Annotated in this window: 9 protein-coding genes; 3 read left to right on the forward strand and 6 right to left on the reverse strand. The window is 73.8% G+C overall.

What is annotated here, in order from left to right:
• The first annotated feature begins 90 nt into the window (after positions 1-90).
• From ACWDD9_RS20965 to ACWDD9_RS20975, 3 genes are read left to right on the forward strand one after another with little or no spacing between them, the layout of a single operon-like run.
• A complete protein-coding gene (locus tag ACWDD9_RS20965) occupies positions 91-951 on the forward strand; it encodes an ABC transporter permease (protein WP_449812373.1) in 861 nt (286 codons plus the stop codon).
• Entirely contained in the window at positions 948-3,092 is a 2,145-nt protein-coding gene (locus ACWDD9_RS20970) for a dipeptide ABC transporter ATP-binding protein (RefSeq protein ID WP_449812293.1), read from the forward strand. Before ACWDD9_RS20965 ends, ACWDD9_RS20970 begins: the two co-directional genes overlap by 4 nt.
• 51 nt (positions 3,093-3,143) lie before the next feature.
• Positions 3,144-4,841: an ABC transporter family substrate-binding protein gene (locus tag ACWDD9_RS20975; protein WP_449812294.1), complete on the forward strand. Its 1,698-nt coding sequence runs from the start codon at positions 3,144-3,146 to the stop codon at positions 4,839-4,841.
• A 114-nt stretch (positions 4,842-4,955) separates the two neighbouring features.
• On the opposite strand, the gene ACWDD9_RS20980 is transcribed toward ACWDD9_RS20975, so the two are convergent.
• The 6 genes from ACWDD9_RS20980 to ACWDD9_RS21005 all read right to left on the reverse strand — a co-directional run bounded on the left by ACWDD9_RS20980 (position 4,956) and on the right by ACWDD9_RS21005 (position 12,071).
• A complete protein-coding gene (locus ACWDD9_RS20980; RefSeq protein ID WP_449812295.1) occupies positions 4,956-7,283 on the reverse strand; it encodes a Helicase associated domain protein in 2,328 nt (775 codons plus the stop codon).
• Positions 7,284-7,327: 44 nt separating this feature from the next.
• Positions 7,328-7,624 carry a hypothetical protein gene (locus ACWDD9_RS20985; protein WP_449812296.1) on the reverse strand — a complete coding sequence of 99 codons (297 nt, stop codon included), beginning with the start codon at positions 7,622-7,624 and terminating at the stop codon, positions 7,328-7,330.
• A complete protein-coding gene (locus tag ACWDD9_RS20990) occupies positions 7,621-8,328 on the reverse strand; it encodes a helix-turn-helix domain containing protein (protein ID WP_449812297.1) in 708 nt (235 codons plus the stop codon). The genes ACWDD9_RS20985 and ACWDD9_RS20990 overlap by 4 nt, the downstream gene beginning before the upstream one ends.
• Positions 8,325-10,487 (reverse strand): hypothetical protein, encoded by a 2,163-nt coding sequence (locus ACWDD9_RS20995; RefSeq protein WP_449812298.1) that lies wholly within the window; start codon positions 10,485-10,487, stop codon positions 8,325-8,327. The genes ACWDD9_RS20990 and ACWDD9_RS20995 overlap by 4 nt, the downstream gene beginning before the upstream one ends.
• Positions 10,487-10,963 (reverse strand): hypothetical protein, encoded by a 477-nt coding sequence (locus ACWDD9_RS21000; protein WP_387975241.1) that lies wholly within the window; start codon positions 10,961-10,963, stop codon positions 10,487-10,489. Before ACWDD9_RS21000 ends, ACWDD9_RS20995 begins: the two co-directional genes overlap by 1 nt.
• 190 nt (positions 10,964-11,153) lie before the next feature.
• Positions 11,154-12,071, reverse strand: coding sequence for a helix-turn-helix domain-containing protein (locus ACWDD9_RS21005; protein ID WP_387975238.1), 918 nt, complete (start codon positions 12,069-12,071; stop codon positions 11,154-11,156).
• Positions 12,072-12,262: the final 191 nt, after the last annotated feature.

A 12,262-nucleotide genomic window follows, 5' to 3' on the forward strand; every position in this document is an offset into this window, starting at 1 on the left:
ACTCCTGTAACCCCTGTGACCCCTGTGGGTCCCGACGCGGCCGCCGAGCATGACAAGCACGACGGGCACGACAAGCACGACGGCCGTTACCTGGGCCGGCGCCGCCTCTACCTGCGCCGCTTCCTGCGCAACCGGACCGCCGTCGCCGGCGTGGTGATCTTCCTGCTGCTCGTGCTGTTCAGCGCGCTCGGCGGCCTGTTCACCCCGTACGGCTTCGCGGACACCGACTTCTCCGCCCTCACCCAGGCCCCGAGCGCCGAGCACTGGTTCGGCACCAACCAGGGCGGCAACGACGTCTACGCCGCCGCCGTGCACGGCCTCCAGCGCTCGCTGGTGATCGCGGTGACCGTGTCCCTGCTGACCGTCGCCCTCGCCGCGGTCGTGGGCGCGGGCGCCGCCTACGTCGGGGGCCGGGTGGAGAAGGCGACCCTCGCCCTCATCCACTTCCTGCTGGTCGTGCCGTCCTTCCTCGTCCTCGCCCTGGTCTCGCACCGGCTGGCGGGCGACTGGCGGGTCCTCATCCTCGTCCTGACGGTGTTCGGCTGGATGTCCACCGCCCGCGTGGTCTGGTCGGTGTCGACGTCCCTGCGCGAGCGCGACTACGTGCGCGCCGCGGAGTACATGGGCGTGCGCCCCCTGCGCATCGTGCTGCGCCACATCATCCCCAACCTGGGCTCCCTGCTCATCGTCAACCTCACCCTGGGCGTGGTCTCCACCGTGCTCAGCGAGACCGCCCTGTCCTTCCTCGGCTTCGGCGTCCAGACCCCCGACGTGTCGCTGGGCACGATGCTCGCCGACGGCGCGGGCACCATCACCAGCGCCCCCTGGCTCTTCGCCTTCCCCGCCGGGCTGACCGTCCTGCTCACCGTCTCGATGACCTTCGTCGGCGACGGCCTGCGCGACGCCCTCGACCCCACGTCCACCACCGGCGCGGCAGGAGCCCGACGATGACCCTCGCACCCGCCCCCCGCACCGGGCCCGCGACCGCTCCCACCGGGTCCACCGACCCCGCCGGGCCCGCACCCGTCCTGTCCGTACGCGGCCTGAGCGTCTCCTTCCCCTCCGAGGCCGGACCGGTGGAGGCCGTGCGCGGCGTCGACTTCGACCTGCTGCCCGGGCGCACCCTGGGCATCGTCGGCGAGTCCGGCTCCGGCAAGTCCGCCACCGCCCTCGCCGTCATGGGCCTGCTGCCGCCCACCGCGCGCCTCGGCGGCCGGATCCTGCTGGGCGGCCGCGACCTGGCGGCGATGGACGACAAGGAGCTCTCCCGGGTCCGCGGCAAGGACATCGGCATGGTCTTCCAGGACCCGATGTCCGCACTCACGCCCATCTTCACCGTCGGCCGGCTGCTCTCCGAGGCCCTGCGCGTGCACCGGGAGCTGTCCCGGAAGGACGCCTGGGAGCAGGCGGTGGAACTGCTCGACCTGGTCGGCATCCCCGACCCGCGCGAACGCGCCAAGTCCTTCCCGCACGAGTTCTCCGGCGGCATGCGCCAACGCGTCGTCATCGCCCTGGCCATCGCCAACAAGCCCTCGGTGCTCGTCGCCGACGAGCCCACCACGGCGCTGGACGTCACCGTCCAGGCGCAGATCCTCGACGTGCTGCGCCTGGCCCAGCGCGAGACCGGCGCCGGCCTCGTCCTGATCACCCACGACCTGGGCGTGGTGGCCGGCCACGCCGACGACGTCGCCGTCATGTACGCCGGGCGGATCGTCGAGCACGCGGGCGTCGACGAGCTCTTCCGCCGTCCCACGATGCCCTACACCGCCCGCCTGCTGGCCAGCGTCCCGACCGTGGACAGCGGTGTCCCGCGGCCCCTGGTCCCGGTCGGCGGGGAGCCGCCGTCCCTGGTGGCCCTGCCCGGCGGCTGCCCCTTCGCGCCCCGCTGCGCGGTGGCCGTGGACGTGTGCCGGACCACCGAACCAGGCCTGGCCGCACCGGACTTGACCTCAGCGGACCTGAGCGCACCGGCGCCGGCCGGGCGGCCCGGCCGCGCCGCCTGCCACCGCGCCCGGGAGATCGCCGACGGCAGCCTCGACCCGGTCGGGGCGGCCCCGCCCGTGCCGACGGCCGGCCCCGCCGAGCGGACCGCCGGCGAGGTGGTCCTGCGCGTCGAGGACCTGGTCAAGACGTTCCCCGTCACCAAGGGCGCCCTGCTCAAGCGCCGGGTGGGCACCCTGCGCGCGGTCAGCCACGTCGGCTTCGAACTGCGCGCGGGCGAAACCCTGGCCCTGGTCGGGGAGTCCGGCAGCGGCAAGACCACCACGCTGCGCGAGGTGCTGCGGCTGCGCGCCCCCGAGGGCGGCCGCATCGAGGTGGCCGGCACCGACGTCGCCACGCTGCGCTCGGCCGCCGAGGTGCGCGAGCTGCGGCGCCACGTGCAGATCGTCCTCCAGGACCCGACGGACGCCCTGGACCCCCGGCTGACCGTCTTCGACCTGCTGGCCGAACCGCTCCAGGCCGCCGGCGCCGACCGCACGGCCGTCCGCTCCCGGGTCACCGAACTCCTGGACCTGGTGGGCCTGGACCGCGCCATGGGCGACCGCTTCCCCGCCGCCCTGTCCGGCGGCCAGCGCCAGCGCGTCGGCATCGCCCGCGCCCTGGCCCGCGAGCCGAGGCTGCTGGTCCTGGACGAGCCGCTGTCCGCCCTGGACGTCTCCGTGCAGGCCGAGATCATCAACCTGCTCGCCCGGCTGAAGCGCGAACTGGGCCTGGCCTACCTCGTGGTGGCGCACGACCTGGCCGTGGTGCGCTACTTCTCCGACCGCGTCGCGGTGATGTACCTCGGACACGTCGTCGAGTCCGGCGCCACCGAGGAGATCTTCGCCCGGCCCCGGCACCCGTACACCCGGGCCCTGCTGTCGGCCGTCCCGGTCCCCGACCCGGAGCGCGAGCGCCACCGCGAGCGCATCGTCCTCGCGGGCGAGCAGCCCAGCGCCGCCCGGCTGCCGCAGGGCTGCGTGTTCGTCGACCGCTGCCCGCTCCACCGGGAGGCCGACGAGGCCGTACGCACGCGCTGCCGCACCGAACGGCCGGCGACCGTCGGCGCCCCGGACGGCTCCGACCACCGGTACGCCTGCCACGCGGTCTGACCCCCACCCCCCGCTCTTCCCCGTCTCACCGAATCCCACCAAGGACACCCCATGCGTCGGAAGCTCGCCCTGCCCCTCGCGCTCGCCGCGGCCGTCTCGGTCGCCGCCACCGCCTGCTCCTCCTCGTCCCCCTCCGGCGGCTCCACCGGCGCCTCCCCCGGGCAGGACGCCAAGAACGCCGCCAAGGTCGCGTCCTCCGTCACCGACTACAACCCCCAGCCGTACGAGAACATCAAGGACGGCGGCACCTACACCTCCGCGGGGACCTTCGACGAGCAGGGCAACCCGTTCAACGTCAACGGCACCCTGAACGCGCTGCGGGTCTGGTCCTGGTACAACGCCGACGCCATCACCTACTCGCCCACCGGCGAGGTCCAGTACAACCCGGACTACTACAGCGACGTGAAGGTCTCCGTCGAGGGCGGCGACCAGAAGGTCGTCATCACCCTCAACCCCAAGGCCGTGTTCAACGACGGCACCCCGATCGACTGGCGGGCCATCGAGGCCACCTGGAAGGCCAACAACGGCTCCGACAAGGAGTACGCGGCCTCCTCCACCGACGGCTACGACCGCATCACCTCCGTCACCCGGGGCGCGGACGACAAGCAGGCGGTCATCGCCTTCAAGGGCGTCAACGCCTCCTGGTCCGCGCTGTTCACCACCTTCCTGCACCCCCAGGCCGCCACCGTCGACAACTTCAACAAGGCGTACGTCAAGACCGCCCACCCCGAGTGGGGCACCGGGCCGTACACCGTGGGCACCTGGGACGACCACTCCGGCAACATCACCTTCGTGCGCAACCCCACCTGGTGGGGCCGGCCGGGCAAGCTCGACAAGCGCGTCTACGTCAACCTGGAGAGCGCCGCCTCGATCAACGCCTTCAAGAACGGCGAACTCGACTACGCCCCCGTCGGGACCGCGGAGAACCTCAAGCAGGTGAAGACGGTCAAGGACGCCGAGATCCGCAGCGGCGGCAGCCCCTTCGAGTACTCGCTGTACCTCAACACCAAGTCCCCGCTGCTCGGCGACGTCCAGGTCCGCAAGGCCGTGCAGGAGAGCATCGACCGCGCCCAGATAGCGAAGATCCGGTTCCAGGGCCTCGACTACACCGAGCCACTGCCCGGCTCGTCGGTGCTCTACAGCTTCCAGCAGGGCTACCGCGACAACGTCGCCTCCGTGCTGAAGTACGACCCGGAGGAGGCGCGCAGGACCCTGGACGCGGCCGGCTGGCAGCCCGGGGCCGACGGCATCCGCGCCAAGGACGGCAAGCAGCTCGCGATCGGCTACACCCTGCTCGGCGACGGCCCCATCGAGAAGGCCACCGCCAGTGCGTTCACCGCGATGCTCAAGGCCGTCGGCGTGAAGGTGGACGTCAACAAGGTCTCCGAGAACGACTTCTCCAAGGTCCTCAGCGACCGCCGCTTCGACCTGTTCATCTCCGGCAACCGCTCGACGGACCCCTTCGGCGCCCGGTACCTGTGCGACTTCTACTGCTCCGACCGCGACTCCAACATCACCGGAGCCGGCACCCCCGAACTGGACAAGGAGATCCGCGCCACCGGAGAGATCGCCGACCTCGGCCAGCAGATCGCGGCCGTCAACGAGGTCGAGCAGAAGGCCCTCCAGCAGTACTCCCTGCTGCCGCTCTACAGCGGCCCCTCCACCTACGGCATCCGCAAGGGCCTCGCCAACGTCGGCGCCGCCATCTTCTACAGCCCGCTGCCCGAGACCGTCGGCTGGCAGAAGTAGCAGCACCGCCGGCGCCCGGGGCAGTCGACTCCCCGGACCGTCGGGGGACGCACGGCGCACGTCGGACGTGCGCTCGCCGAAGGGCGGCTCCGCGGGCCGCCCTTCGGCGGAGCATCACCCGGTCCGGCCGCCGGTGGCGGTCCCGGCGTGCCGGTGGAGGGCGTCCAGGAGCGTGATCTGACGATTCGTCAGTTTGCCGTCGGTGCGGGCCTTGTCCTGTTTGCGCAGCCAGGTGCCGGGGCGGAAGGCCGGGTCGGCCTCGCCGCCGGTGCGGTTCACCGGGCCGTCGAGGGCTCCGCCGGCGGCGAGGTAGGCGAGCAGGCGGCGGTAGGAGCGGTTCCAGTCCGGCTCCAGGCGCCACAGCTCGTCCAGCGCGTCCAGCTTCGCCACCTGGCCGGGGTCGAGGCTGTCGGCCTTGCGCTGGCGGCGCATCCACGCGCCCACCGCGTAGTCGTCCAGCTTCGCGGTGGCGGGGATGGCGAGGTGGCCGTGCCGGCGGTGGAACGCGGCGGCGTACGCGGCGCCGCGTTCCCAGGCGTTGGCGTTCTTCGACCAGATCATGCCGAGCGCGTCCAGCTCCGAGATCCGGGCCGGGTCGAGCAGGCCCTGGCCGTGGAGGTGGCGCTGGCGGGTAAGCCAGGAGATCAGCTCGGCGTTCCTGGTCTTGTCGACGGGGTCGAGGTGACCGTGCCCGGTGTGGAACCCGGCGGCGACGGCGTGCATCCGCTGCCACTCGACCGCGCGCGGGTTGAACGCGCGCAGCTTGACGGTCTGGAGGATGCGCGCGGCGTGCCGGCGGGCGTCGACCTTCAGCCACTCGACCGGCGACTCGACCGGGGCCGCCGGCTGCTGATCGCCCTCGGCCGGCTTGGCCGCGGTGGTGTGCGCGGCGCCCTGGGAGCGGTGGGCGCGCAGCTCGGTGATCCGGCCGACCACCCGGGCGTCGTGCGCCGCGAGAGCGCGCAGGACCCGCCAGATCGTACGGAAGCTGGAGGCCTCGATCTCGGTATCGGCCTCGGCCTTCACGGCCTCGCCGGCGTCGTGGACCTCGGACGGGTGCGCGGTGGCGGTGTCGTCGCCGGCCTGAGGCGTCGGCAGGTAGACCGGGATGACGATCCACGAGACCTTGCCCTGCTGGTAGGACTGGCGCAGGGCGCGGCCCACGGCCTGGACGATGTCGATGACCGAGCTCTTGGGGTCGGCGAAGCAGACGGCGTCCACCGCGGCGACGTCGATGCCCTCGGTCAGCAGCCGGCTGTTGCAGAGGATGCCGCACTCCTCGCCGTCCTCGCCGGTGTGGGCCTTGAACTCGGCGAACGCGGCCCGGCGGTCGCGGAGGCGGTCCGTGCCGGCCACCGCCTTCGCCCAGATCCGCTCCGGGCGCTCCGCGTCCTCCAGCAGCCGGGAGGCGTCCGGCAGGGTGTCCGCGAACTCCCGTGCCGCGCTGACCCGGGAGTGGAACGTGATGACCCGCCGCAGGTCGAGGTCGGCGACGGCGCGCAGCACGGCGATCTGCAGGGCCAGGCGCAGCAGTTCCTCGTTGGAGCGCTGGGTGCGCAGGTCGGCGACGGCGGGGAGGCGGAGCAGTTCGCGCAGGTCCTCGTCGGTGACGACGGGGACCAGGACGCGGTAGTCGGCGAGGTAGCCGTGCTCGATGCCCTGGCCGAGGGTCCAGGTGAAGACGGTTGTGCCGTAGATGCTCTCGTCGTCCATGGAGCAGAGCGCGGGCAGCGCCTGGCTGTCGGCGTCGGCGAGGTCGGCCAGGCCGTCCTTCGCGCGCCGGTCGTCGGCGATGCGCGGGGTCGCGGTGAAGTAGAGCCGCCGGGTGGCGGGGACCTGGGCGTCGTCGTGGACGGCCGCCCATGCCTTGCTCTCGGCGCCGGCGGTCCGGTGCGCCTCGTCGATGACGACCAGGTCCCAGGCGGGCAGGCCGAACTCGCGGTGGGCCTGGACGATCCGCTCCAGCGAGGCGTAGGTCGCGTACACGGTGACCGGCTGGTCGTCGGGGGCACCGGCGACCAGGTCGGCGATCCGCGGGGCCTGGGTGGTCACCCTGGCGTGGACGCGGCCGCCGGCCTCCGCGCTCTCCAGCGCCTCCTCCCGTGAACAGGCCGCCACCGCCAGGCCGCGGCGTCCACCTCGCAGGGACCAGGCCTCGGCGGTCTGCTCCAGCAGCTCGATCGTCGGCACCAGCACCAGCACCCGGCCCCTCGCCGCCAGGCGCCGGGCGCAGCCGGCGGCGATCAGGGTCTTCCCGGAGCCGGTCGCCGCGACGACCGTCGCGCGGCCGCCGTCCTTCACCTCGCGCACGGCGGCGGCCACCGCGTCCTTCTGGAACCCGTGCAGCGGCAGCGGGTTCGCCACGGCGATACCGAGCGGCTGCGCCGGGAGCGGCGGCCCGGTCGGCGCGTCCTGCTCGGCGGTGGCGGTGGTGCTCTCCACGACGCGGGTGTCTCCATTCGTGTGCCGGGTGCTGAGGGGAGGGGTCAGTGCTCGTCGGGGTAGGCGTAGCGGTGGAGGGCGTCGATCAGGCCTTCGACCAGGTCGCCGAACGGCGTGGTCCGCCAGTCGCCGTCGAAGCCGCCCTCGGCCAGGAGGATGTCGGCGAGTCGGTCGGTCAGCTCCTGGGCGTCCTCCTCGCTCGGCGGGGTGGCCGGGTCGAGGGCCACGCCGCGGGCCTCGGCGGCGCGGCGCAGCACGGTGAGCTTCTCGTCGGAGCCGGCGAACCATGTGGGGCGGTGGGGGTCCGGTGCGGTGTGCCGGTCCGGATGTCCTGCGCTCACCGGTTCTCCCCGGGGATCCAGCCGCGGACTTCGAGGTACTGGATGTCGGCGTCGGCGATGGCGCGGCCGGTCTCCACCAGCCACGTCTTCATGGCCTCGGTGACGTCGCCGTGGTGGTCGGCGACGCGCCGGGACCACTCGGCGGCGTCGAAGCCCCCGGTGCCGGCGGAGCCGTAGGTGCGCTCCTCGGTGCCGTCCGCGCGGGGGACGAACCCGCGCCGGATGCCGCCGGAGTCCTGCTCCGAGCCCGCGCTGTAGACGTACTGGTCGGCCTTCATCCGGACGGTGAAGGCGAGGCGGCCGCCGGCCCGGCCGGTCTCGTGCACCACGGGTGCGAGGTGGGAGGCGCCGGACCTGATGGCCTGTCTCCCGGCGCGGCCGGCCATCGACCCGCCGGCCTCGCCGACGGTGTCCTTGCCCCGGACCCGGGCCTTCTGCCCGGTCCTGGTGCGGCGGCGGCTGGTGTTCGCCTCCGCGATCCCGGACAGCGTCTCCTCGTCGCGCTCGCCGCCGCGGACCGCCCGGACCAGCTGGCGCAGCGCTCCCACCATGCTCGCGCCCTTGCCCTTGGTGAAGAACTGGGAGACGAGCGAGGCGTCGCGGCCGAGCATCGTGGCGACCTGGCGCTTGGTGTAGCCGTGGTCGATGAGCTGCTGGGTCAGCCGCGCGGCCTCGTTGGGCTGGTTCGGGTCGGCCGGGCTCACCGGGTCTCCTCCGCGGCGAGTTCGGCGCGGCCCAGGCCGCGCAGCTTGAGGTACTGCTCCTGGCTGGTGGGGTGCTCGACGGGGCCGGTGAGGTGGCCCTTGAGGAGGTAGTCGCCGGGCTCGCCGCGGTAGGGCCAGGGCTGGCGCTCGGTCAGGGCGATGCCGTCGGTGCCGAAGTAGACGACGGTGCCGGGCTTCGCGTGCAGGGCGCCGGCGTGGCCGATGACCTCCTTGCCCTGGCGGTACCTCATGTCCAGCAGCGCCGCCCGCGCCCCGGACCACACGTAGGCGGCCCACTCGGGGTGGGCGTACGGGTCGCGGGAGAAGCCGGCCTGCCGCTGCCAGGTCACCACCTGGTCGTCCCGGCCGAGGATCTCGACCCCGGCGGGCAGGGTCTCGCCGACCGGGGTGGTGCCGGAGACCAGGCGCGGGCGCTGGGCGAAGCCGCCGAGGCCGAACAGCAGCACCGCGCGGACGGCGCGGGAGGCGAGGTAGGCGGCGGTGCGCTGGCGGTCGTCGCCGTGCATGCGGGAGAGGTTGGTCAGGTCCGCCCACGCCGACTTGAGTCGCTTGCCCCACTCGTCGAGCGGCTTGCCGTCCTCCCAGAGCAGGCCGCCGAGGACCTCGATCCGCCACGGTGCGAGGTGGTTGGCCAGGGCGAGGTGGACCTCGGCGCCGCCCGCCCAGGTGGTGAAGGTCTCGCCGGGCGCCGAGGGGTAGGTCCAGGCGCGGTCGCCGGTGACCGGGGCGGGCAGCAGGCCGACGTGGTTCCAGCCCTGCGGGACGGTGACCTTGACGTTCCAGTGCGAGCAGGACATCAGGGCCTTGGTCTGCTCGGCCTCCGTCATCGCGGCGAACCCGGCGGCGGTGATCCGGCGCGGGGTGCCGACCGGGGACTTCCACAGGTGCTTGGCGTAGGCGAAGGTGCGGTCGTACTCCACCAGGGCGGGCAGCTGCTGCGGCACGCGCGGGGGCAGGACCAGCTCGGTGCGGCCCTGGCCGCCGGTCGCGTGCAGCAGGCCGCGCAGTTCCTCGGACAGGACCGGGTAGCCGCCGGCCCACTTGCCGGTGGTCGGGACGGTGCGCGACCACAGGTCCCGGCCGGTCTGCGACGGCGAGCCCATGAGGACCGCGTCGTCCCAGTGGCGGCGCAGCGCCTGCCACAGCAGGGTGAACGCCTGACGGCAGGTGACGACGTCGGCGCCGTCCGGGTCGAACCACTCCCCCATGGAGCGGATCTCGGTGGTGCCGCTGTCCGGGGCCGCGGTGGGGGCGTAGCGGCCGACGGGCTGGCGCTGGTGGACGAAGTGGCCGGCGAGCTTGTCGCGGCCGGAGCCGACGGCGGTGGTCCACCGCTCGGACGGGGTGTTCAGCCAGGCGGCGACGGCGTCCTTGAGGGTGGAGTAGCGCTCAGCGCCGTCGTGCCAGGGGGCGCCGGCGGTGATGTAGACGCGCTCGGTGCCGGGCGCGGTGGCCAGGACGGCGTCCAGGATCTCCCCGGGGGTGCGGGCGCCGAGGTCGAGGCGCACGGTCTGGTCGCGGACCGCGAGCATCCCGGCGGCCGCGTCCAGGAACACCGTGGAGCGGGCCTGCTGCGTGAAGTTCGGGCGCTTGGAGAGCAGGCCGGTCGTCACGGCCTCGAACCGGGCGCCTGCCGGGCCTTCGGGGAGGGTGGGCAGCTCGCGCGGGCCGGCCTCGACCGCCGGACGTACCGAGGCCGCTGGGACGACCGGCGCGGCGACGGCCGGGGTCGGCTGCTCGACCGGGGCCGGCTGCTCGAGTACGGCGACGGGGCGGGTCAGCGCCGGGGCGACGGCGGCGGGTGGCTCGGCAACCGGCGCCGGTTCTGCCGCTTCCTCCGCTTCCGCCACTTCCGCGACGGGCACCGGGACGGGCGCGGCCGCGCGGACGGCGACCGGGGTCGGATCCAGCAGCGGGGCGATCCGCACGACGTCGCCGACCGACAAGCCCGCGGCCTTCGCGATGGCGTCGGCCTTCGCGCCCTCGTACCCCGCCAGCCCGGCCACCCGTCGCGAACGCTGGGCGGCGAGCCTGTCCAACTCCTTCCGCGCGGCCGCGACCTGCTTCTCGGCGGCCGTGATCCCGGCGCGCAGCTCGCGCAGACCGGCGAGTTCGGCGGTGTACGTCTTGCGGTCCATCAGGCGCCGCCTTCCGCGGTGACGGTCGCGGTGGCGAGCGCCGCCGTCTCCCGGTCGATGCGGGCCAGGGCGGCCTTGAAGACGGGGACCAGGTCCTCGTTCATGACGTAGCCCGTCGTGCGCTGGTAGGAGGGGTTCTCGGGGTCGTACTGCGCCTCGACGGGCTGCGGCATCCCGACGGGCCAGCGCTTCTTGGCGGCACCCCGGTTGACGGCCTTGGTGATCGCACCGGACCGACCGCGCAGGGACTCCGACCCGTCGGGGCCGCGCAGGTGGCCGGAGGCGACCCAGCCCTCGCCTTCGGCGGCGAGGCGGATGATCTGCACGGCGGTGGCCGGCAGGTCCCGCAGGAGTTGCGCGGCCCTGGTGACGGTCCACTGCGCGTCCTGGAGCACCGGCGCCGCCCCGTGCCTGCCCAGCAGCGCGAAGAGCTCACGCGCCAGGTCCTCGGACACGTCCTCCAGGACGAGTCTCATGTGAACCCCCTCATAGTCCCATGGTGTCGGCTAACTCCACATAGGGTAGCGTCGCGGCGCGTTCCGGCAGCGGGCGACCGGGCAGGTGGCCGCCGGTGAGCCGGGCCGGCCCGGCGAGGTCGTGGAAGCGCGGGAAGCGGGGCCCGGGACGGTCTCGCCGTTGAGCCGGCAGATGTCGAAGACGTCGGTCTCAGGGGCGCCTGGAATCCTGGCACTTGAGCACGGCGGGCGGGGTGGCGCCGTCGTCGAGGCAGATCCTGACGGTGGAGGCACCGCCGGCAACATCCGCGGGGATTGCGGCGTTGTAGTTCTCGCTTGCGCCGCAGACGACGCCGGTGTGAATGCTGCCCAGTTCGCTGCCGGAGGCGGAGTAGCTCGTCGCCATGGTGTCCCGGCAGTCGGCCGAGTCCTCGGACTTGCCTTGCCCGCTCAGGCCGACCGAGCGGTTGTACCAGGTCAGGGTGCCCTTCGTGGAGGTGTTTCCGTAGATGATGTCGAAGTCGGTGGTCGGGAAGGCGGCAGGAGGCGCGGCGGCGGGCGACGACCGGCGGGCCTCGTCCGCCCCGCCGGTCGTCGCCGTCGGGGCGAGCAGGCGGTGGACCAGCAGCCCGCCCGCGACCACCCCGGCCAGGGCCGCCGTCGCCACCGCCACCCAGGCGACCCGGTGCCGGCTCCGGCCCGCCGCCGGGGCCGCCGACGGCTCCCCGGCCCCGGTGACCACCACCGCCTCACCCACGGCCGCTCCTGCCGCCACCGCGACCGCCGCCACCGGCACCGGGGCCGCCACTTTGGCGGATGCCGCCCCCGCCCGCAGTTCCTCGTCCACCCGCGCGCGCAGGGCGAGCGCCTGGTCGAGGTCCCCCTCCGCCAGCCGGTAACAGGACCAGAGCGCGCGGACTGCCGCCTCCGGCGCCGGGTGCCGGCCGTCCGGGCTCTCGTAGCGGGAGACGGTGGTCTGGGCGATGTTGAGCCGCCGGGCCACCGTCTTCTGCGGCAGTTCCCCCGCACGGGCCCGCCACTCGCGCAGCGTCCGCGCCAGCTCCACCCGCGCCGACGGCCCGGCCCCGACGCCCTCCGCCTCCGGCCCGGTGACTCCCCTGTCCGGCATCCGTCCGCTCCCCTCTCCTTCGGCCCGTGCATATCCGCAGCTCGGAGCGCACGCATACCCGACTGCATACGAATGAGTAACCATCTGATCGCGCAGCGTAGGAGTCGGCGGCCCGGCCGTGCAACGCTGACGACCAGCCGGTGAAACCCCCGGCGAATCCCACCCTCTCCCGTACCCGGGCATTCGTATGC

It is taken from the genome of Kitasatospora sp. NPDC001119 (genome assembly GCF_053598475.1).

What these genes read in the sequence shown, in the direction of transcription:
- ACWDD9_RS21005 (WP_387975238.1), bottom strand. Translation starts at nt 12,071, where the DNA reads ATGCCGGACAGGGGAGTCACCGGGCCGGAGGCGGAGGGCGTCGGGGCC.
- ACWDD9_RS20995 (WP_449812298.1), bottom strand. Translation starts at nt 10,487, where the DNA reads ATGGACCGCAAGACGTACACCGCCGAACTCGCCGGTCTGCGCGAGCTG.
- ACWDD9_RS21000 (WP_387975241.1), bottom strand. Translation starts at nt 10,963, where the DNA reads ATGAGACTCGTCCTGGAGGACGTGTCCGAGGACCTGGCGCGTGAGCTC.
- ACWDD9_RS20975 (WP_449812294.1), top strand. Translation starts at nt 3,144, where the DNA reads ATGCGTCGGAAGCTCGCCCTGCCCCTCGCGCTCGCCGCGGCCGTCTCG.
- ACWDD9_RS20970 (WP_449812293.1), top strand. Translation starts at nt 948, where the DNA reads ATGACCCTCGCACCCGCCCCCCGCACCGGGCCCGCGACCGCTCCCACC.